This window comes from Aromatoleum sp. (assembly GCF_036675785.1).
Lineage (GTDB): Bacteria > Pseudomonadota > Gammaproteobacteria > Burkholderiales > Rhodocyclaceae > Aromatoleum.
Genome location: NZ_JAKFEF010000050.1, coordinates 1 through 21285, shown reverse-complemented (window position 1 = coordinate 21285; position 21285 = coordinate 1). Strand labels below are relative to the sequence as shown.

At 67.3% G+C, this 21285-nt stretch carries 21 protein-coding genes; 7 read left to right on the top strand and 14 right to left on the bottom strand.

Going from position 1 to position 21285, the window contains the following annotated elements; translation table 11 throughout:
* Nucleotides 1-88: 88 nt before the first annotated feature.
* Genes V6M37_RS10685 through V6M37_RS10670 form a run of 4 tightly spaced genes read right to left on the bottom strand, consistent with a single transcriptional unit; the run spans nt 89 to nt 2787 of the window.
* On the bottom strand, nt 89-667 hold the full coding sequence (locus V6M37_RS10685) for a YceI family protein (protein WP_332673071.1): 579 nt from the start codon (nt 665-667) through the stop codon (nt 89-91).
* A gap of 60 nt (nt 668-727) precedes the next feature.
* The gene (locus tag V6M37_RS10680; RefSeq protein ID WP_332673069.1) at nt 728-1321 is read right to left on the bottom strand and encodes a YceI family protein; all 594 of its coding nucleotides are present in this window, start codon (nt 1319-1321) and stop codon (nt 728-730) included.
* 13 nt (nt 1322-1334) lie between these two features.
* Nucleotides 1335-1880, bottom strand: coding sequence for a cytochrome b (locus V6M37_RS10675; RefSeq protein ID WP_332673067.1), 546 nt, complete (start codon nt 1878-1880; stop codon nt 1335-1337).
* A gap of 28 nt (nt 1881-1908) precedes the next feature.
* Nucleotides 1909-2787 carry an SDR family oxidoreductase gene (locus tag V6M37_RS10670; RefSeq protein ID WP_332673064.1) on the bottom strand — a complete coding sequence of 293 codons (879 nt, stop codon included), beginning with the start codon at nt 2785-2787 and terminating at the stop codon, nt 1909-1911.
* Between the two features lie 94 nt (nt 2788-2881).
* Between V6M37_RS10670 and V6M37_RS10665 the strand changes: the two genes are divergently transcribed.
* Entirely contained in the window at nt 2882-3823 is a 942-nt protein-coding gene (locus tag V6M37_RS10665; protein WP_332673063.1) for a LysR family transcriptional regulator, read from the top strand.
* Here the strand turns inward: V6M37_RS10665 and V6M37_RS10660 are convergent.
* Together V6M37_RS10660 and V6M37_RS10655 are read right to left on the bottom strand one after the other, a co-directional pair.
* Nucleotides 3786-4499 (bottom strand): ABC transporter ATP-binding protein, encoded by a 714-nt coding sequence (locus tag V6M37_RS10660; RefSeq protein WP_332673091.1) that lies wholly within the window; start codon nt 4497-4499, stop codon nt 3786-3788. The genes V6M37_RS10665 and V6M37_RS10660 overlap by 38 nt on opposite strands.
* 5 nt (nt 4500-4504) lie before the next feature.
* Complete coding sequence (locus V6M37_RS10655) at nt 4505-5209, bottom strand: ABC transporter permease (protein WP_332673090.1); 705 nt, start codon at nt 5207-5209, stop codon at nt 4505-4507.
* A 176-nt stretch (nt 5210-5385) separates the two neighbouring features.
* On the opposite strand from V6M37_RS10655, the gene V6M37_RS10650 reads away from it, so the two are divergent.
* Entirely contained in the window at nt 5386-6081 is a 696-nt protein-coding gene (locus V6M37_RS10650) for a DUF502 domain-containing protein (RefSeq protein ID WP_332673062.1), read from the top strand.
* An 8-nt stretch (nt 6082-6089) separates the two neighbouring features.
* Here V6M37_RS10650 and V6M37_RS10645 read toward each other — a convergent pair whose 3' ends face one another.
* From V6M37_RS10645 to V6M37_RS10620, 6 genes are all read right to left on the bottom strand, one after another.
* Nucleotides 6090-6440, bottom strand: a complete 351-nt coding sequence (locus V6M37_RS10645) for a hypothetical protein (RefSeq protein WP_332673060.1) — start codon at nt 6438-6440, stop codon at nt 6090-6092.
* Nucleotides 6416-6667, bottom strand: coding sequence for a sulfur carrier protein ThiS (thiS, locus tag V6M37_RS10640; protein WP_332673057.1), 252 nt, complete (start codon nt 6665-6667; stop codon nt 6416-6418). Before thiS ends, V6M37_RS10645 begins: the two co-directional genes overlap by 25 nt.
* Nucleotides 6664-7938, bottom strand: a complete 1275-nt coding sequence (locus tag V6M37_RS10635; protein WP_332673055.1) for an NAD(P)/FAD-dependent oxidoreductase — start codon at nt 7936-7938, stop codon at nt 6664-6666. Before V6M37_RS10635 ends, thiS begins: the two co-directional genes overlap by 4 nt.
* A gap of 48 nt (nt 7939-7986) precedes the next feature.
* Complete coding sequence (locus V6M37_RS10630) at nt 7987-9834, bottom strand: aldehyde ferredoxin oxidoreductase family protein (protein WP_332673052.1); 1848 nt, start codon at nt 9832-9834, stop codon at nt 7987-7989.
* Between the two features lie 13 nt (nt 9835-9847).
* Complete coding sequence (locus V6M37_RS10625) at nt 9848-10324, bottom strand: 4Fe-4S dicluster domain-containing protein (RefSeq protein ID WP_332673051.1); 477 nt, start codon at nt 10322-10324, stop codon at nt 9848-9850.
* Between the two features lie 153 nt (nt 10325-10477).
* A complete protein-coding gene (locus tag V6M37_RS10620) occupies nt 10478-10663 on the bottom strand; it encodes an NF038104 family lipoprotein (RefSeq protein WP_332673050.1) in 186 nt (61 codons plus the stop codon).
* A gap of 155 nt (nt 10664-10818) precedes the next feature.
* Here V6M37_RS10620 and V6M37_RS10615 point away from each other — a divergent pair, with 155 nt between their 5' ends.
* Complete coding sequence (locus V6M37_RS10615) at nt 10819-11817, top strand: LLM class flavin-dependent oxidoreductase (protein WP_332673048.1); 999 nt, start codon at nt 10819-10821, stop codon at nt 11815-11817.
* A gap of 237 nt (nt 11818-12054) precedes the next feature.
* Nucleotides 12055-13665 (top strand): glycoside hydrolase family 13 protein, encoded by a 1611-nt coding sequence (locus V6M37_RS10610; RefSeq protein WP_442881011.1) that lies wholly within the window; start codon nt 12055-12057, stop codon nt 13663-13665.
* A gap of 180 nt (nt 13666-13845) precedes the next feature.
* On the opposite strand, the gene V6M37_RS10605 is transcribed toward V6M37_RS10610, so the two are convergent.
* Both V6M37_RS10605 and V6M37_RS10600 read right to left on the bottom strand, forming a co-directional pair.
* Nucleotides 13846-16224 carry a penicillin acylase family protein gene (locus V6M37_RS10605; protein ID WP_332673045.1) on the bottom strand — a complete coding sequence of 793 codons (2379 nt, stop codon included), beginning with the start codon at nt 16222-16224 and terminating at the stop codon, nt 13846-13848.
* Nucleotides 16225-16434: 210 nt separating this feature from the next.
* A complete protein-coding gene (locus V6M37_RS10600) occupies nt 16435-16896 on the bottom strand; it encodes a PepSY domain-containing protein (RefSeq protein WP_332673042.1) in 462 nt (153 codons plus the stop codon).
* 260 nt (nt 16897-17156) lie between these two features.
* Between V6M37_RS10600 and V6M37_RS10595 the strand changes: the two genes are divergently transcribed.
* The 3 genes from V6M37_RS10595 to V6M37_RS10585 all read left to right on the top strand — a co-directional run.
* The gene (locus tag V6M37_RS10595) at nt 17157-18425 is read left to right on the top strand and encodes an HD-GYP domain-containing protein (RefSeq protein WP_332673041.1); all 1269 of its coding nucleotides are present in this window, start codon (nt 17157-17159) and stop codon (nt 18423-18425) included.
* A gap of 412 nt (nt 18426-18837) precedes the next feature.
* The gene (locus V6M37_RS10590) at nt 18838-20979 is read left to right on the top strand and encodes a TonB-dependent receptor family protein (RefSeq protein WP_332673039.1); all 2142 of its coding nucleotides are present in this window, start codon (nt 18838-18840) and stop codon (nt 20977-20979) included.
* A gap of 49 nt (nt 20980-21028) precedes the next feature.
* Nucleotides 21029-21285 (top strand): YajD family HNH nuclease (locus V6M37_RS10585; RefSeq protein WP_332673037.1); only part of this gene is annotated, 257 nt, incomplete at its 3' end.

Below are 21285 nucleotides of genomic sequence, written 5' to 3'. Positions count from 1 at the left end.
TACGAGTCCCTGAACGACAAAAAGCCGCCTCCGGTTCGACCGGAAGGCGGCGTATTACCCGGCAATCGAGCCCGGCTGCGACATTTTCTTATTGCTGCACGGCTTCCACCGCGATCACGAGCTTCACTTCGTCGCTGACGTAGGGCGCATTCGCGCCGGCGCCGAACTCCGAGCGCTTGATCGTCGTCGTCACGTTCGCGCCGCAGCCGAGCTTCTTCAGCATCGGATGGGGCATGCAGTGGAACGACGTCACCGCGAGCGTGACCGGCTTCGTAACGCCCTTGATCGTGAGGTTGCCGTCGACCGACGCCAGCTTGTCGCCGGCGAACTTCACGCCGGTCGACTGGAACGTGATCGTCGGGTACTTCTCGGTGTGGAAGTAATCCTCGCCCTGGATGTGCTCGTTGAACAGCGCGAACCCGGTGTCGACCGACTTGGTGTCGATCGTCACGTCGACCGAACCCGTCTTCGCGGCGCGGTCCAGCGTGATCGTGCCGGTCGTCTTGTTGAAGCGGCTCTGCTGCGTCGAATAACCGAAGTGGTTGTACTCGAAGCGCGGGAAGGTATGCGAGTTGTCGATGTTGAAGGTTTCGGGCGCGGCGAGCGCAGGAGCGGCGACCGCGGCGGCGAAAGCGGAGGCGATTGCGACACGGAGAAGCTTGTTCATGATGATTTCCTTGTTGGAGGTTCCGGACTGGGAATAAAAAAACTCGACTGCGAAACTCGTTTATTTAGCGGCGCCGCTGCGGGCGGCGACCGCACGGAAGCGGACGTCGACCTCGTTCGCGACGACCGAGGTGTCGGCCCACATGCCGTCGCCGATCGCGAACTCGAGGCGCTTCAGCGTGAAGCCGCCGTCGAAGGTCGCGCTGTTGCCCTGCTGCGTGACGGTCACCGGCGCAGTGATGGTCTGCGTCTTGCCCTTGATCGTCAGCGTGCCGGCGACTTCGTAGCGGTTGCCGCCGAGCGGCTTGACCGCGATCGAAACGAACGTCGCTTTCGGGCTCTCCTTGACGTTGAACCACGACTTGCCGACGACTTCCTTGTTGGCCTCGGACGAACCCGCGTCGATGCTCGCGAGGTCGAGTTCGAGGCGCACGTTCGACTTCTCGGGCGCCGCCGGATCGAAGTCGAGATCGGTTTTGAACGTGCGGAAATGTCCTTCGATCGGCACGTTCATCTGCTTGAAGACGAAGTCGACGCGCCCCTTGTCGGCGACGACCTGGTTGAAGCTTGCGGGCGCCGGCGCGGCGATCGCGGCGGAGCCGAGCGACAGGCCGACGGCGAACAGCGCGGCATTCAGGGGGAAGAGCATTTTCATTGCACAGGTCCTCTTAACGGGCGCGAGCGAGCGCAGGCAGCATGCGCGACAGCGTCGCGTCACGATCGAACAGGTGATGCTTCACGGCGGCGGCGACATGCAGGCCGACGAGCGCGAGCAAGGTGTAATTGAGCGTCACGTGGGCGCTCGCGAGGAAATTCCCGAGCGCTTCGCTCTTGCCGACGAGGTCGGGCAGCGGTACGACGCCGAGGAACACGACCGGGAAGCCTTTCGCGGAACTCATCAGCCAGCCGCTCATCGGCACCGCGATCATCAGTCCGTAGAGCAGCACGTGGGTGACGCCGGCGACCTTCTGCTGCCAAGCCGGTGCCGGCAGCGCGGCGGGCGCGGCCCGCGTCAGCCGCACAAACAAGCGCGGCAGGACCAGCAGCAGCACCGCGACGCCAATCCATTTGTGGTACGAGACGAGCTGCAGCTTCAACGGCGACAGCGGCAAGTCGTGCATATAGACGCCGAGCGGGAACGCCGCGAACATCAGCGTCGCCATCGTCCAGTGCGCCCAGCGGGCGGGCGCGGAGTAGTGGGGTTGGGGGGACATGGAGGTTCTCCTTTTATGTTTTCGGTTTTCAGGCGGCGCGGAAATACTCGGCGACGAGGCAGTCGATCGAGCGCGGCGGATGACCGACGAGCGCCGCGAAATCGTTCGTCGTGCGGGCGAAGCGGTTCTCGGCCACGGCCGAATACATGTTTCCGAGGGCGCGCGCGAGCTTCGCCCGCAGCCCGGCGGATTCGAGCGACGCGACGTACCCGTCCTCCGACACCGGCTCGTAGCGCAGCGTCGTGCCCGCGGCGCGGCCCACTTTCGCGGCGATTTCCCAGTAGTCGTGGGTGCTCTGCCCGGTCAGCTCGTACACCTTCTTTTCGAGCCGCGGCGCGAGGACGGCGGCGGCGATCGCCTCCGCGAGGTCGTTTCGCGACACGTAGCTCACCCTGCCCTCGCCCGCCGGCAGGCGCAGCACGCCGGTCTCCAGCGCGGCAGCAAAATTCATCGGCAGGAAGTCGGCATACAACCCGTTGCGCAGCAGCGTGAAGTCGAGGCCGGAGTCGGCGAGCAGCGCCTCGGTCGCTGCGTGCACTTGCGCGAATTCCGACGGCGAGCCGGCGTCCGCGTCGAGGAAACTGGTGTAGTAGATGTGCCCCACGCCAGCCGCTTGCGCGGCCTCGATCGCGTTGCGGTGCTGCGCGATCCGGACGTCCTTCGGCCCGTCGGTCGAGATCAGCACCAGGCGCTCGACACCGACGAACGCCGTCACCAGACTTTCGCGATCGTCGAAATCGGCCTGCCGGACCTCGATGCCGCGGGCGGCGAGTTCGCAGGCGCGGGACACATCCCGAACGCTGGCGGCAAGGCGTCCAGCACCGGCGTCGGACAGGCCGGCGAACAGGCGCCTGACGATGCGCTGTCCAAGTTGCCCGGTCGCTCCCGTCACCAGAATCATTTCCATCTCCCGCTGCGTGAATCGACGGACGCAATTTAGGGGATTGATTGGTTCGAAAATAGCCGCTATTTTCAAATTCTTTGTTGCCAAATGGAAAACAATGGACCGCCTGCAAGCCATGGACGTGTTCGTCCGGGTCGCCGAAGCCGGTAGCTTCACGGCTGTCGCGGACCACTTGAACGTCGCGCGGTCTGCGATCACCCGCCAGATCGCGGGGCTCGAAGCGCACCTCGGCACCAAGCTGCTCGCGCGCAGTACGCGGCGGCTGAGCCTGACGTCGTCGGGAATCGCCTACCTCGAGAAATGCCGGGAGATCCTCGCGATGGTCGAGAGCGCCGAAGGCGATCTCGCCGGGGAGAACCGCGCGCCGCGCGGCGCGATCCGTGTCAGCGTGCCGATGAGCTTCGGCATCCGTCACCTCGTGCCGCTGATCTCGGATTTCGTCACGACCTATCCCGAAGTGACCATCGACCTGGAATTCAGCGACCGCCGGGTCAACCTGATCGAGGGCGGGATGGATTTCGCGGTGCGTATCTCGCAACAGATCGACCCGAACCTGGCAATGCGCCGGCTGACGACGAGCGACCTGGTCGCCGTCGCGGCGCCGTCCTATCTCGAACGCCATGGCCGGCCGCAGCATCCCGACGATCTGCTGCAGCACCATTGCCTCACCTACACGCTCGCGCCGTCGTCGGGGTGGCGCTTCCGGATCGGCGACGAGACCCGGACGGTCCCGGTGCGCGGGCGCATGCACATGAACAACGGCGACGCCTTGCTCGAAGCGGCGATCCGCGGCCTCGGCATCACGCAACAGCCGACGTTCATCACGTCGAGGGCCGTCCAGGCGGGGCTGCTCGAAGAACTGCTGCCGGAATATTCGTCGACCCAGCTAGAGGTCTACGCGGTCTTCCCGGGCACCCGCTACGTGCCGCACCGCGTCCGCGTGCTGGTCGACTATCTCGCCGAACGCCTCGGCCCGGTGCCGTACTGGGACCGGACGGCGATCAAAAATTCATCCGCCACGGCAACTCACCCTGAATGAAGAGGCGCGCCTCCCCGGACGCCGGCCGCGCGAAGAAGCGCTGCACCGGCGCATGCTCGCGCACCCGGCCGGCGCTCATGAACACGACGTCGTCGCCGAGCCGCGTCGCCTGGCCGAGGTTGTGCGTCGCCATCAGGATCCGCGTGCCGTCGGTGCGGATCTCGCGCACGATGCGCTCGACTTCCGCGGTCGCCGAGGGGTCGAGGCTCGCGGTCGGTTCATCCAGCAGCAGCAGCTTCGGCGCGGTGATCCACGCCCGCGCGAGCGCGAGGCGCTGCTTCTCGCCGCCCGACAGGTGGCGCGCGCTTTCGGCCTCGCGACCGCCCAGCCCGACGCGCGCGAGCACGGCCAAGGCCCGGCGCGCCCGCTCGCGCCGCGCGACGCCGTGCGGTTTCAGCGCCACCGCGACGTTGTCGAGCACCGACGCGCGCAGCACCATCGGATGCTGGAACACCATCGTCACGCCGACATCGGGGCGCGCGCCGCCGCCCCAGTCGATCGTCCCGCCGCACGGCTCCACGAGGCCGCACAGCGTGCGCAACAGCACGCTCTTGCCCGCGCCGTTCGGTCCGAGCAGCAGCGTGATGCCGTCGCCGCCGAGTTCCAGATCGACGCCGTCGAGCACCGTCCGCCCGTTCGGCTGAAAGCGCAGGCCGCGAAGCCGCAGCGGGAACATCGTGCTCATCCGTAACGACGCATCGCCCAGCCGCGCAGCGCGAACGCGAACGCGTTGAGCGTGAGGATCACGACGATCAGCACGATGCCGAGCGCGATCGCGAGCGGCAGGTCGCCCTTGCTCGTCTCGAGCGCGATCGTCGTCGTCATCACGCGGGTCGCGCGATCGATGTTGCCGCCGACGATCATTACCGCGCCGACCTCGCTCATCGCACGCCCGAGCCCGGCGAGCAACGCGACCACCAACGAATGCCGGCAGTCGTACAGCAAGGTTGAGACGCTCTGCCACCACGAGAAGCGCATCACGCGCAGTTCCTCGGCATAGCGCTGCCAGGCGTCCTCGATGACCTGCCTGCTGATCGCCGCCATCAGCGGGATCACGAGAATGCTCTGCGCGAAAACCATCGCGACGGGCGTGTACAGCATCCCGAAGTCGCCGAGCGGCCCCGTGCGCGACAGCAGCAGGTAGACGACGACGCCGACGACGACCGACGGCGCGCCCATCAGCCCGTTCATCAGCACCGACGCCGCATGCTTGCCGGCAAAGTTGCCGATAGCGAGACACGCGCCGAGCGGCAGACCTATCAACGTGCCGATCGCAACCGCCGCGCCGCTGACGCGCAACGAAAGCAGCACGATCTCCGCCACGCGTTCATCGAGCGTGGCGAGCAGCGAAAAGGCGTCGGCTAAGGTTGCGGCGAACAGGGACATCGGCACGGAGAATAGCGGATCAGCCCGGGTTTCCATAGCGGGCGCGATTCGGCTGGTATTTCCGGCGAGGCGCAAGTGTCTCCCTGATCGGAACGCCGCTGTGGCTACAATGGACACGTTTTCCCCTGGAGATTCCTCATCCACACGGCGCGAAAATTTTCCGGAGAAGCGGCCACATGAATCCCGCTGATTCCGACGATCCGGTCCCGCCGCGCGCCGCTCACCCTGTCGGCCGCCACATCCTGATCGGCTTCTTCACCGTCGCGCCGTTGTGGGTGACGTGGCTGGTGTTCGACTTTCTGCTCGGCATTCTCGCGTCGATGGGAACGCCGCTGCTGCGCGCGGCCGCACGCCTCGTCGCGCCCGTGTCCGGCACCGCGGCCGCATGGCTGCTCGACTCGGATTTCCAGAAGCTCGTCGCGGTACTGCTGACGCTCGCCAGCCTGTATGCGATAGGCGTGATGGCGTCGCTCGTGCTGGGGCGGAAACTGCTCGACGCGGCCGAGGCGATGCTCGCGCGCCTGCCGCTCGTGCAGACGATCTACGGCGGCACGAAGCGGTTTCTCGAGACGCTGCGCAAGCCGCCGGTGAAGGGCCAGCGCGTCGTCCTGATCAGCTTCCCCAACCGGCAGATGAAGACGATCGGCCTCGTCACGAAAGTCATGGTCGACTCGGAGACCGGCGAGGAAATCGCCGCGGTGTACGTGCCGACCGCGCCGAACCCGACCTCGGGCTACATCGAAATCGTCCCGCTCGCCGACGTCGTGCCGACGGACTGGACGATGGAAGAAGCGATGACCTTCGTGATGACGGGCGGGACGAGCTCCCCCGACCGCATCCGCTTCGACAACCCGCCGCGGACCGGCACCTGAAGCACCGGTCACCCGCCGCCGCGCAGCATCGCGTGGTCGAGCATACGAAGCAGCCGGGCGCGCTCGGGTTCTCCGGCGCCGGAAAATCGATACCCGACGGCGATCACCGGCAACTCGAACATGCCGAGCCGGCGAACGCCGCGCGACTCGACGCGGAGGTCGAGCCGGGTCGTGCCGTCCTGCACCCGAAAATGCCCCGGTGCAACGGTCTCGACGCCCGCCGGCCACGCCGTGCGCAAGTCGCGCTCGAACTGCGCCGGCGTCGCGCTGACTTCGCGCTCGAAGGTTTCGAGGACCGGGCCGCTGATGAACGCCGCGCCCGAGCTCACCGGCGTCAGCCCCCCGCGATCGGCGGCCACACGGCGAGCTCGTCGTGCTCGGCGAGCCGCCGGCTCACACGCGCCTCGCGCGGGACGAACAGCCCGTTCACGAGCACGAGATGCGCGCTGCGCTCGGGGACCTGGAAGCGCGCGATGACGTCGGCGACCGTCGTGCCGTCATCGATGTCGAGCTCGACGCGGTTGCCGCTGCGCTCGGGCGGCAGAAGGTCGGTCAGCGACGCGAAGAGCTTGAAGCCGACTTTCATCGGACGAGTGCCGCCGGCTGCTGCGACCGGGCGATGTAGGCGTCGACGAACTGCAGCGGCGAGTCCAGCAGCCGGTCCTTCCACTCGCCCAGGCGCACCCTCCCCTGGATCAGCCCCCGCAGCACCCCGACATGCTCGGTCAGCCCGATCGACGTGGCGCCGATCATCACGTCGTCCCTGAACTGCAGGCTCAGGTACCGGAACGCCGCTTCGTCGACATGCTCGACGCCCGCACCGCCGCGCGAGGCCTCCTCGCCCCACCACTGACCGAACGACGACGAGATCAGCCCGAGCGTCGCGAGCACGTTGATCGCGAGCACGCCTTTCAGGCGGGTATCGCCGCCCGCCATGTTGAGCGCCGCGACGCGCGACTGGTCGACCGCGTTCGGCTGGATCGCTGCGACGAGGTGCTCACCGGTGAAGAGGTCGGGGGCTTCGGCGACATCGCCGGCGGCGAAGATGCCCGGGACGCTCGTCTCGAGCCGGTCATCGACGAGCACCCCTTTCGCGACGTGGACGCCGGTCGATTCGAGGAACGCGACGTTCGGCGCCACGCCGGCCGCGACGATCACGAGATCGGCGACGACGGCCTCGCCGGTCGACAGCGTCACGTCGAGCGGAGCGTCGTTGCTCGGACGCCGATCGATGCGGCGCACCCCGGCGTTCGTCACGACGCGGATGCCCTTGTTCTCGACCCACTTCCGGATCATGCCGCCCGCCTGGGGCGTCATCATCCGCGGCACCATCCGGTCGCCCATCTCCACGACCGTCAGTTCGACGCCGCGCGCCTCGAGCGCCTCCATGATGATGCAGCCGATGAAGCCCGCGCCGAGTTGCAGCACGCGGGCGCCCGGCTGCGCGAAACGCGCGATCGCCCGCGCGTCCTCCAGCGTCCAGCAGGTGTGGACTTCCGGCAGATCGACGCCGGGAATGGGCGGTCGCACCGGGTGGGAGCCGGTCGCGATCAGCAGCCGGTCGTAGTCCTCGAAATGCCCGTCGTCGAACAGCACGCGGCGCCCGGCCTCGTCGAGCGACACCGCGCGCCCGCGCAGTTCGCGGATCCGCAGTCGGTCGAAGTGGCCGGGAGACTTGCGCAGGTACGTCCCGGACTCGTCGATGTTCTCCTCGAGCAGATAGGGGATCGCCATGCGCGAATACGGCGGCGCATCTTCGGCGCCGACGAGGACGATTTCGTCGCCCGGCGCCGCATGTCTCAAGGTTTCGGCGGCGACGACGCCCGCGGGCCCGTTGCCGAGAATCAGGTGTTTCATGCCGTCTTCCTCGTTCGCGTCGATCGCAACGCGCCGATCGGCCAACCGTCAGAGCCCCAGCCGCGACAGCGTCTCCGGCGTCGGCACCCCTTCCGGCGTCCAGCCCCGCACCCGGTAATACTCGGGCAGCATCTCGGAAAGCCGGTTGACCATGCCTTCGGCCGGTCCCGATTTCGCGGGCTCGGTCGTCAGGCGCGGCGGCAGATTGTCGTCTTTGGCGGTGAAGCCGGCCGCGTTGTTGAACTGCCGCTCCATGTTCCAGATGCGCTCGCCGACTTCGTTCAATTTGTCCATCGACCAGTCGCCCTCGCACGCGGCCGCGATCTGCGGCTGCACGTCGGCGAGCGTCCACGCGAACGACGTGAACACGCAGATCCCGGCCGAATCGAACACCGCCGTCGCGTCCTGGAACGCCTTCACGAGTTCCGCCTTGCCTTCGGTCGCGTGCGGATCGGTCTTCACCGGCACGCCGAGCACTTCCGATGCGACGGTGTAGCCACGCAGGTGGCACGCGCCGCGGTTCGACGTCGCGTACGCGAGGCCCATTCCCTGGATGCCGCGCGAGTCGTACGCCGGGAACTCCTGCTTCTTGACCGTCATCGACAGCTCGGGGTGGCCGTACTTCGCGGTGAGCCGCGCCGAGCCGAGGCCGATCTCGCGGCCGAAGCCCTCGCCGGTCGCGGTCATCTCCGCGAGCTTCGCGAGCGCCTCGGCCGAGCCGAACGGCGCGTCGATGCCGATCCGCTCCTTGGTCAGCACGCCCATCTCGTACAGCTCCATCACCGCGCCGATGGTCGCGCCGAACGAGATCGGGTCCATGCCCTGCTCGTTGCACAGCAGGTTCGCGTACTGCAGCGCTTCGAGGTCGCCGACGCCGTTCGCCGCACCGAGTGCCCACGCGGCCTCGTACTCGAGTCCGCCGGAGGCGCCCCAGTATTTCGGGCTGTTCTTCACGGTGAAATGCGTCTTGTCGATCGCCGAGATCCGGCCACACGCGATCGTGCAGCCGAAGCACGCCGCGTTCGTCACGAGCTGCGGCTTGCCGTCGGTCGGGCGCTTCTCGTGCATCGCCTCGGCCGAGATCTTCGACGCGTCCTCGAACTGCACGTCGCGGTGGTTGCGCGTCGGCAGCGCGCCGATCTCGTTGATGACGTTCATCAGCACCTGCGTGCCGAACTTCGGCAGGCCCTCGCCGGTGACCGCGTTGTCGGCGAGCACCTTCTTCGCATCGGTCGTCGCTTTCAGGAAACCCGGGAAATCCTTGATGCCCGACACCCCCTTCGTGCCGCGAATCGCGACCGCCTTCAGGTTCTTCGAGCCCATCACCGCGCCGACCCCGGAGCGCCCTGCGGCGCGGTGCAGATCATTCACGATGCATGCGAACATCACCTGGTTCTCGCCAGCGCGGCCGATCGACGACACGCGGATCAGCGGGTCCTGGTGCTGCACCTTGATCGTCTCCTCGGTCTCCCAGCAGCTCTTGCCCCACAAGTGCGACGCGTCGCGCAGTTCGGCCTTGTCGTTCTCGAGGTAGAGATACACCGGCTTCGGCGCGCGACCTTCGAAGATCACCATGTCCCAACCGGCGAACTTCATCTCCGCGCCAAAGAAGCCGCCCGAGTTCGAGCAGGCGATCGCCCCCGTCAGCGGACCTTTCGTCACGACCGTGTAGCGCCCGCCGGTCGAGGCCATCGTGCCCGTCAGCGGCCCGGTGCCCATGATCATCTTGTTGTCCGGCGACAGCGGATCGACTTTCGGGTCGATCTCGGACACGAGGTACTTCGTCGACAGCCCGCGCGAGCCGAGGTACTCGTTCGCCCACGCCATGTTCAGCGGTTCTTCCTTGCACGTGCCGTCGGTGAGGTTCACGCGCAGGACCTTGCGATTCCATCCCATGATCGTGCTCCCGTCAGGCGGCCGAAGCCGGCGTGTTGGCCTTCGCGGCCCAGGCCTGCATGCGCCCGAGCCCGGTCCAGTCCGCGTCGACGTACGTGATCGCGCCGGTCGGACAGGCCTTCGCGCACGCCGGGTCGCCTTCGCACAGGTCGCACTTCTGCACCTTGCCGGTCGCCTGATTGAAGTTGATCGTGCCGAACGGACAGGAGATCGTGCACACCTTGCAGCCGACGCAGGTGTCCTCGAACACCATCTTCGCGCCGGTCGAGAGATCGAGCCGGATCGCGTCAACGGGACAGGAGTGCATGCACCACGCCTCGGTGCACTGCGTGCAGGTGTAGGGAACCTTGCGCCCCTCGTGCTCGAAGCTGAAAACCTTGATCCGCGATTTGCTGGGGTTGATCGCGCCCGTATGTTCGTACGAGCACGCCATCTCGCACTGCAGACAGCCGGTGCACTTGGCCGGGTCAATGTGAAGCGATTTCCACATCGAAAGACTCCTTCCAAAAACGGGGACAGACCACGTTCTCTCGGTGGAAAAACGTGGTCTGTCCCCGTTTCTCCACCAGTGCCTCGGTGCCAGCAAAAGTAGCACTCGCGACAGGAGCGAGCAATCGCTTTGACGCGCCGGTTTTTCCCATTGCTATTCGTCGTCTTCGTCGCTGTCGTCGTCCGGAATCATCGCCTCGACCCCCGCGCCGACGACTTTCGCGCCGACCTTGACCGTGGTCGCCGCGACCGAAACGGCCGCGTCCGCGACTGCGAAGACCGCACATCCGCTCGTCGACAAGACAAGCGCGACGAGCATCAGCAAGCGCATCGATTTCATTTCCAGCCTCCAGGGCAGCATCGGGAACCGACTCGCATTCTACGGCTGCTTCCGGGGAAGATCGGGACCGGAACCGGACCGGAACCCTTTCCCCCCTAACCCCCCGACACATCCTGCGGTTGACACCGGCCGGGGGCGTTTCCGATATTCCCGGGATGACTCCCTTCTCCGTTCTGGACCTCTGTCCGATCATCGAAGGCGGCGACGCCGCGCTCGCCTTTCGCAATTCGGCCGATCTCGCGCAGCACTGCGAACGCTGGGGCTACCGCCGCTTCTGGCTCGCCGAGCATCACAGCATGCCCGGCATCGCGAGCGCGGCGACCGCCGTCGTCATCGCGCACGTTGCCGGCGCGACGACGACGATCCGCGTCGGCGCGGGCGGCGTGATGTTGCCGAACCACTCACCGCTCGTCATCGCCGAGCAGTTCGGCACACTCGAATCGCTGTTCCCCGGGCGCATCGATCTCGGCCTCGGCCGCGCGCCCGGGTCGGACGCCGCGACCGCCCGTGCGCTCCGCCGCGAACTGCACGCCAACGAGGACCAGTTCCCGCACGACGTCGTCGAGCTGATCGGCTACCTCCAGCCGGGCGAACCGGGCCGGAAGGTGCGCGCGGTGCCCGGTGCCGGATCGAAAGTCCCGGTGTGGATCCTCGGTTCGAGCCTCTTCGGCGCCCAGCTCGCGGCGATGCTCGGCCTGCCGTACGCGTTCGCGTCGCACTTCGCGCCGGCGCAGATGATGGACGCGGTCGCGCTGTACCGGCGGCTCTTCCGGCCGTCGCCGCACCTCGAGCGGCCTTACGTCATGCTCGGCTTCAACGTGTTCGCCGCGGACTCCGACGAAGAAGCCGAATACCTCGCGACGTCGATGCAGCAGGCGTTCGTCAATCTGCGCAGCGGCCGGCCGACGAAGCTCCAGCCGCCTGTTCGCGGCTACATCGACCAGCTCGGCGGCGCCGAAAAGGCGATGCTCGCGAGCGTGCTTTCGTGCTCCGCGATCGGCTCACCTCACACCGTCGCCGGGCGTTTGCGGGACTTCATCGCGCAGAGCGGCGCCGACGAGCTGATGATCGCGTCGCAGATCCACGACCACGACGCGCGGCTGCGCTGCTACGAAATCACGGCGCAGGTGCGCGACGCGGAAGCCGGCGGCTAGGCGAGCTTTTTCCGGAAAAACGCGGCCCGTTCCTTTTTCCCGCCCGCCGACGCGGTAAAATCCGCGCCGGTTTCGAGGCCGCCCAACCAGCGCGGCCGCCACTTGTCCGGGACCGAGCGCCCGGCAAGCTCCCACGCATCGATTCGGCAGGAACAACGCATGAGCATGGAAGGCACCACCGGCGGCAGGATCTGGTGGAAGGAAGCGGTCGCGTATCAGATCTACCCGCGCAGCTTCATGGATTCGAACGGCGATGGCATCGGCGACCTCAACGGCATCGCGTCGCGCCTCGACTACCTGCAGTCGCTCGGCGTCGACCTGATCTGGATCTGCCCGATCTTCCGCTCGCCGAACGACGACAACGGCTACGACGTAGCCGACTACGAGTCGATCCTCGCCGAATTCGGCACGATGGACGACTTCGATCGGCTGCTGGCCGACGTCCACCGCCGCGGCATGCGCCTGATCCTCGACCTCGTCGCGAACCACACCAGCGACGAGCACCCGTGGTTCATCGAGTCCCGCTCGTCGCGCGACAACCCGAAGCGCGACTGGTACATCTGGCGTGACGGACGCGGCGGGCGCGAGCCGAACAACTGGGAGAGCATCTTCAAGGGCTCGGCGTGGAAATACGACGCGACGACCGACCAGTACTTCCTGCACCTCTTCTCCGAGCGCCAGCCCGACCTCAACTGGGACAACCCGGAAATGCGCGAGGCGATCTACGCGACCGTGCGCTGGTGGATGGACAAGGGCGTCGACGGCTTTCGGCTCGACGCGGTCAGCCACAAGAAGAAGGAACCCGGCCTGCCCGACATGCCGAACCCGGACGGGCTCGACTACGTGCCGTCGTTCCCGAAGCACATGAACGTCGACGGCGTGCTCGACTACCTCGACGAGTTGTGCCGCAACTCCTTCGCGCACTACGACGGCGTCACCGTCGGCGAAGCGAACGGCGTGTCGCCCGAAGAAGCCTGCCACTGGGTCGGCGACGAACACGAGCGGCTCAACATGATCTTCCAGTTCGAGCACTCGGCGCTGTGGAAACGCGACCCGCGCGGACCGCTCGACGTCGTCGCGCTGAAGCGCGTGCTGACCAAATGGCAGAAGACGCTCGACGGCATCGGCTGGAACGCGCTCTTCATCGAAAACCACGACTTGCCGCGCATTGTCTCGCGCTGGGGCGACACCAACGCGCTGTGGCGCGAGAGCGCGACCGCGCTCGCGACGATGTACCTCCTGATGCAGGGCACGCCGTTCATCTACCAGGGCCAGGAGCTCGGCATGACGAACAGCCGCTTCGACACGCTGGCCGATTTCGACGACGTGCTGACGAAGAACCGCCACGCGCAGATGAAGCGCCAAGGCATGCCCGAGGACGACATCCTCGAGCTGCTGCGCGTCGTCTCGCGCGACAACTCGCGCACGCCGATGCAGTGGGACGCGTCGCCGAACGCCGGCTTCTCCACCGCCCCACGGACCTGGCTCGCGGTCAATCCGAACTACCCCGCGATCAACGTCGCCACGCAGGACGACGACCCGAACTCCGTCCTCAACTATTACCGGCGCCTGATCCGTGTGCGCCGAGCGACCCCGACGCTGATCTACGGCCACTACGACCTGCTAATGGAAAACGATCCGCAGGTGTACGCGTACGTCCGCCACGACGACGCCCACCGCTTCGTCGTCATCGCAAACCTCACGCGCACCCCCGCGGTGTTCGAACACGACGGAATCGCCCTGCACTGTGCGAATCTCGTGCTCGCGAACCACGCCGTGGAGCCGCACGAACCCACCCACCGGCTGCCGCTGCGCCCGTACGAAGCCCGGGTCTACCGGCTGATCTAGCTTTCAGGTCCGGTAGCGCGGAAAGGCGTTTTCCGCCGCATGCTCCCCGCCCCCCGAACTCCAACGGGCGCGCGGCGCCGTCCGCGTAGGGTCGGAAAAGCGCAGCGCCCTCCGCCGCATGCCTTCCGCGGCATGCCTTCGGCCGTGCGCGTTGCAGGACGCGAAGTCGGCACTGAACCGTCAGGGGTGCAATTTCAACGTCGACACCGTCGCCGCGGCGATCGCCTCCTCGCTCCACGTGACGGGATGCGTCGCGCCGCGCAGGTAGAGGTCGAGCTGATCGTCGTAATGCGGGTCGAGCGGATGGCCGGATTGGCCGCCGGGCAGCACGGCGAGGCTGCGGTCGCCGTCGCCTGCGACCGCTACCCAGCGCACCGTCGGTCCCTCGTTGACGCGGGCGGCCTTGCCGGGCCCCGGGAGAGGAAAGGCCGCGATGGTCGTCGCGGAGCCGCCGACGGGGAACGGTCCGCGGTTGAAGAGGCGGCCGACGACGGGCAGCATTCCGAGCGGGTGGCGCAGCGTCAGCCGGTGCAATTCGCCGTACTCCCATCGGCTCACATCCTCGCCCCAGCGTTCCACGCCCTCGTCCCAGGATTCGGCGAGCGCCTTCGCGAGGATCGTCTCGCGGGTCTCGACCTCGGGCGTCGCGACGTCGTCGAACCACGCCGCATTCATCCCGCCGCGCAGGATCCGCACCAGCCATTCGCGCCGCACCGGGCCCGACACCTGAGCGACATCGAGCTCGTCGCCGAAGATCGCTTCCGCCAGCCGCTTCTCGAACAGCGTGAACAGCGCCGACGCCCCGTCCACTCCCATTCGTCCGTCCCAGCGCACGAGGGCGTCGTACGCAAGTGCCGCCGAGCCGACGTACGTCCCTTCGCCGAGCGCGACCAGCTCGCGCGCGAAGCGCGACACCGCGTCGCCCTGCATCGCCGCGAAATCCGCCGCCAGCCAGCGCGGCTTCTGCCCGAGCAGCTCCCGAATGCGCTTCGCGCGCGCGGGGCCGTCGAAGTCGGCGGTCAGCGGGCCGGCGGCGGCTGTCGGGCGGATGTCGTCGTTGGCGGTAACGAGCGCATCGTCGGCCGGCGCGCGCCGGGGGTTCTCGCTCGCGTCGCGCAGCCCGTCCCAACCGTAGGCCGCGTCGTGCCCCGGCGCCGGCAACCGCCCGTCGCCCTGCAAACGACGCGGCATCCGCCCGAGGAGAACGTGCAGCAGGCTGCCGGCGCGGTCGGCCGCAACCAGGTTCTGCGCGGGGGCGACGAAGCCGCCGATGCCAGCCGGAATGTCCGCCACGCGCCGTGCGCGACCGAGATGCAGGAAGGCCGCGAGCGGATCGTCCTGCAAGTAGGCGGTCCAGGTGAGGCTGCGCGGCGGCAGGCCGCGGGTCGGCTCGGCCGGCAGCAGCGGCCCGCGGTCGGAGGTCTGCAGCGTCAGTGGCACCGGACGCGCCCAGCGCACCGGGATCTCCACGCGCTCGGTCGTGACCGGCGCCCACCCGTCGCCGCGGCGCACGCGCTCGCCCGCGGGATCGAGCTCCTCGAAGAACAGGTCGCTGTCGTCCATCATCACGTTGGTCAGGGCCCACGCGAGGTCGCGGTTCTGCCCGACGATGACGCCTGGGACGCCGGGCAAGGTGATGCCCATGACCTCGTAATCCGGCGCGCGAAAGTGCGCCTGGTACCACAGCCCCGGCAGCTGCATCGGCAGATGCAGGTCGTTCGCCAGCAAGGGGAGTCCTTCGGCGCTGCGCGACAGCCCGACCGCCCAGTTGTTGCTTCCGTGAGCCAGGTCAGGCGCCGGCACTGACCCATTTCCCGGGCGCCCCGTGTCCCGCGCACGCTCCGCCTCGGCCATCGCGACGATCGCGGGCGGCAGATGCGCATCCTTTTCGCCGAGGAGGTCCTGCGTGCGCTCCGGACCGAAGCGCCGCAGCCACTCGAAACGCATCTCCTCGGGCCGCCCTTGCCAGAACGAGAGGTCGCGCGCCATCAGGAAGACGAAGCCGAGACTGTCGACCGGTGTCCAGGGTTCGGGCCGGATACCGAAGAGCTTCAGCGTCGGCGGAAGATCGTCGCCGCGACGCTCGAGCCACGCGTTGACGCCGGCCGCATAAGCGTCGAACCACGCGCGACTTTCCGGGCCCACCCGGTTCAGCGTGGCCTCGGCCGCCTCCCGCAAACGCAACATCCGCGCCTCGGCGTCCATCTGCACCGCGCCCGGCCCGAAGACTTCCGCGAGTCGTCCCGCCGCTGCGCGGCGCCCGAGCTCGAGCTGCGTCATGCGGTCGTTCGCGTGAAGAAAACCAAGGGCGAGTGCAAGGTCCCGTCCGCTCCCGCCCTTCAGATGCGGCACGCCGTAACGATCCCAACGCACCTCGACGGGCGCGTGCAGGCCCGCCAAGCGCAGCTCGCCGTCCCGCTGCGGCAAGCCCGAGCGCATCACCCAGAGGCCGGCCGCCGCCACAACGCCGAAGATCGCCAACAGCGCCGGCAGCCAGCGCAGCAGGAGTTTCTTCATCACCGCCATCTCGACCTCGAAGGGCAGAAAGACGGGAGGCATTATCTCCGCGTCGCGTCGGGAGGTGGTGAGGTGATGCGGTTTGGGCCAAGGCGACCGCTGCTGCGGAAGAGGGCAAGAAACCGGGGAGAAAAGAGGGACAGAAAGCGTTTTTCCTGCAGAAGAAAAGGCCGGACAGACTACGTTTTCTCGGAATACATCTCCGCCGCATTTCCGCCCGGTCTGTCCCCCTTTCAGTTCTTGTTCCGCGCGTCAGTTGGATGATTCCGGAGCGGCTGCGCGCCCGCCGTCGCGGTCCTCACCGCGCTCGCTCTTGCGCTTGTCGCGCTTCACCACGGTCTTCGTCACGCCGGCGGTGAGCGGGTCGACCTCGAGCTCCACCCGCTGCCCCTCCCGGTCGGTGGCCTTGACCTCGTAACCGTCCCGCTCGCGCTCGATCTCGTCAATGTTGCCGTAGCCCGCGGCCTCGAGCTTGTCGTGGATCTGCGGGATCGAAAGCCACTTGCCGTTTGCGTCAGCGGCCGGGTTCGCGTTCTGCGCGAGTGCCGGGGCGACAAGGACGCCGCCGGCGACGAGTCCGGTGGCAATGGCAAGAGCGGAAAGAAGGGTCTTCGCGTTCATCGTGGCGACTCCTGTAGTCGGTGGTGGCCGGCTTTCGACCATGAAGCGATTCTCGGCAGCGAACGGTGAACGCGCCGTGAATGCCGGCTTCACGGAGGGTTCAGCAGCCGTGGCGCTGAATTCGCCCGTGGTCGGCCAATCGTGCGCGGGCCAGCAGTGCCTCTCGCAACCGCGGCCGGCGGGGATGAGGAGTCATGAGTGCGCTCGCCCAGGGTCGCCCGCAGGACCAGAATCGTGTGAATGGAATGGACGGCGCTTCACGTCGTCCGAATTGCCCATGCCTCGCCAATGGATCACTTGTCCGGAGGAATTCAGGCAGCATGGCCCGACTCGCCACGGCCCCGAGGAAACGGATGAATTCATTCAACAGGCGCACCGCCGTGCGGATTGCGATCGTCAGCGTGCTGCTCGCTGCCGTCGCGAGCCCCATCGCCTGGTACGTCGCGCATACGAACGCGGAGAAGGCAACGGTCGCGCTCGCGATGGAAGAATCGCGTCGCCTCTTGCACTTGCACCATTTCGACACCATTGAGCTGAGCGGCCCGAACGCGACGGAGCACGCGGGAAGGGCCGCGGGCACGCTTGTAGGCGGACTCTTCGACATCGCGGAAATCTACGATCGGCAGGGAGAGAAGCTCGCCTGGGCGATGACCGAGGACGGCGCAGGGGTCGAAGCCCAACTGCCGCCGCACGTCCGTCCCGATTACGTTTCGGCGGGGTTCGAGAGCTACAGACTTAAAGACGGGCGCTGGATCTTGCGCGTTTTTGTACCGCTCACAGGAGCGGGCGGTGACGACTCGGCCGCGATCGCGGGGTATTTCGAGGGCATCCGCGTCGTCCCCGCGTGGCAGCGCGATCAGATGCTCGCGAATGCGCTCAGCGCCGCGCTGATGGCCGGCCTCGCCTCGCTGCTATGCGGTGCCGCCATCTATCCGGTCGTCGTGCGCCTGTCCGCGGACAACGAGCGACAGGCGCGCGAAATCCTCGATTCGCACATCTCGATGATGGAAGCGCTCGGTCGCGCCATCGCCAAGCGGGATTCCGAGACGGGTGCCCACAACTTCCGCGTTGCGTGGATTGCGGCGCGAATTGGCGAACGTCTCGGATTGCGGGGTAAAGCGATGCAGTCGTTGATCGTAGGCAGTTTTCTGCATGACATCGGCAAGATCAGCATCCCCGACGCGATTCTCCTCAAGCCTCACGAGCTCGACGCGAAGGAGTTCGAGATCATGCACACGCATGTGACGCAAGGCGAGGAAATCGTCGGGGGCATCGGCTGGCTGGACGACGCGAATGCCGTGGTCGCCGCGCATCACGAAAAGTGGGACGGGTCGGGCTACCCGCGGGGACTGTCGGGCGAAGCGATTCCCCTCGCCGCCCGCATATTTTGCGTGGCGGACGTCTTCGATGCGCTTTGCTCCCGGCGCCCGTACAAGGAGCCGATGGACTTCGAGGCGGCGATGTCGATCATGGAAAAGGACACGGGAAGTCATTTCGACCCGGGAGTGATGGCCGCCTTCCGGCCGCTTGCGCGCGAAGTGTTCAACCGCCTCGCGAAATGCACCGAAGAAGACGCCCGGCGACTGCTGGAAGAGCGGGTGCGGTTGCATTTCGGGATTTAGTCTTTTCGGCGAGACGGGCAGAGAGAAGTCGCCCTTTTTCAGAAGAAGGCAGAAAAAGAGGGGCAGCAGGTTGGTTCTGGGGACGCCCGGTCTGACCCGTGATGTGTCCTGTTTCTTCATTCGGCAAAAGGCGCTGCGCTTTTCCGCCCTACGCTTTTCTGCTCCCTTTTTGCCCATTTTCCCCGTCCTCCGACGCGGCCAACGGAGCGCAAGCGGCGTTCTCCGAGTGCTCCCATTCATTCAGCGGAAGGCGCTTCGCTTTTCCGCCCTATTTTTTTTGTCGTGAGTGGCCTGCGGCGCATCTCATGATTTTCGCTATGTCGGGTCGCTTACCCTGTCGACGCGCGGCCCCCTCGTGGAACCGTACCATGGCGGCATTGCCATACTCACAACGCACAACAGGGATGCCGCGATGCTCCGCCCTTCGACGCTCCGCTCCGACGCCCTGCGCACGCACCACCGGCGGCTCCATCTCGCGCTTGCCACCTCCCTGGGGTCGGCCCTGCCCGGTGCGATCCTCGCCGCCGATCCGCTCCCGACGCTGGACCCGGTCGTCGTCACCGGTAGTCGCGTCGAGGCGCAGAGTTTCGACCTGCCGTTTTCGATCGACGTCGTGAACATGCGCGAGGTGCAGGCCGGCAACCTCGGCGTCAATGCGTCCGAAGCGCTCGGCGGAGTGCCCGGCCTCGTCGTGCAGAACCGCCAGAACTACGCGCAGGACTTGCAGATCTCGATCCGCGGCTTCGGCAGCCGCGCGGCGTTCGGCGTGCGCGGCGTCAAGCTCATCGCCGACGGCATCCCGGCGAGCACGCCGGACGGACAGGGGCAGGCGGCGACCTTCAACCTCGACACCGCCGAACGCATCGAAGTGATGCGCGGCCCGTTCTCGACCGTCTACGGCAACCACGCGGGCGGCGTGATCCAGCTTTTTTCGCGCGATCCCGACGGGCCACCGTCGGTGCGCGGGGGCGCCTTCGCGGGGTCCTGGGGGACGACGAAGTTCGACGTCGGCGTCGAAGGCGAGAAAAACGGCATCGGCTACGTCCTCGACGCGTCGCGCTTCGACACCGACGGGTATCGCGACCACAGCTCGGCGACGCGCGACCAGCTCTTCGGCAAGTTCCGCGTCCGCCCGGACGAGGACAGCACGCTGACGCTGGTCGCGAACGCCCTCGAGCAGGACGACACCGAGGACCCGCTCGGGCTGACGTGGTCGACGTACAAGCGCGACCCGCGGGCGGTCGAGGCCGTCGCCGAGACCTTCGACACGCGTAAGAGCATCGACCACCGGCAGGCGGGCGGCACTTACGAGCGCCGCGTCGGCGCCGGGCGGCTGCAGCTCTCGGCCTACGGCGGCGAACGCAGCGTGATCCAGTACCTGGCGATTCCGCCCGGGCCGCAAAACGGCCCGCGCCATTCCGGCGGCGTCGTGGACTTCGACCGCAGCTTCCATGGCGCCGGCGCGCGCTGGATCCACACGCTGGGGGCAGGCCCCGGCGAGCTGACGCTGACCGGCGGCGTCGACTTCGATCGCTCCGAGGATGCGCGCAAGGGCTTCCAGAACTTCGTCGGCCCGACGCTCGGCGTCAAGGGCGCGCTCAAGCGCCACGAGACCGACACCGTAACGAGCCTCGACCCCTACGTGCAGGCCAACTGGGTTGTCGACAGATGGACGCTGCAGGCCGGACTGCGTCACAGCGAAGTCGAGTTCGAAGTCGATGACAAGTACATCGCACCCGGCAACCCCGACGACAGCGGCGACATCACCTACCGCAAGACAACGCCCGCGCTCGGCCTCGTCTACCAGGTCAGCCCGGCGCTGAACCTCTATGGGAGCGCGGCGCGCGGCTTCGAGACACCGACCCTCACCGAACTGTCGTACTCCGGCACCGGCGGCGCCGGCGGCTTCAACTTCGGCCTGCGGCCCGCGACCAGCAAACAGGTCGAACTGGGCGCGAAGGCGTTCATCGGCGACAACACCCGGCTGAACGCGGCGATCTTCCAGATCCGCACCGACGACGAACTCGTCGTCGAGAGCAACACCGGGGGCCGCGCGGTGTTCCGCAACGCTGCCAGCACGCTACGCCGCGGCGTCGAGCTCGCGCTGGAGTCGGATTTCTCGCGCCAGTGGCGCGGCCGGGTGTCGCTGACGCGGCTGCAGGCGACTTACGACAGCCCCTTCACGACCGGCGGCGGCCAGATTGACGACGGTAATCGCCTGCCCGGCATCCCCGCGCTGTCGGCTTTCGCCGAGCTCGAATGGAAGCCGCGCGACGGCCTCGCCGCCGCGGTCGAGACCTACTACCGCAGCAAGCTGTACGTCGAGGACACGAACACCGAGCGCGCCGCGCCCGCCTACACGCTCGTGAACCTCCGCCTCGCCGCGGAGCAGAAATCGGGGGACTGGACCTTTGGGCAGCTCGTGCGGGTCGACAACCTGTTCGACCGCGAGCACATCGCCTCGGTGATCGTCGGCGACGGCAACGGCCGCTTCTACGAACCGGGACCGACCCGCAGCCTCTACGTCGGCGCGCGCGCGAGTTACCGCTTCTGAGTCGCCGCGCGGCAGGGTCGCGGGTCGCACCCTACGGGAGGGGGTAACGATGAGCACACCCGATCACGAGCGGCTGGACCGCATCGTCGCCGAGGCGAGGCGCGCGCGCGACCAGCGCGAACGGGGCTACCGCGAGCGGGCGCTGAAGATCCTGCCGTGGATCTGCGGGCGCTGCGCCCGCGAATTCACGCGCGAGAACCTGCATCAGCTCACCGTCCACCACCGCGACCACAACCACGACAACAACCCGCCCGACGGCAGCAACTGGGAGCTGCTGTGCGTGTATTGCCACGAGAACGAGCACGC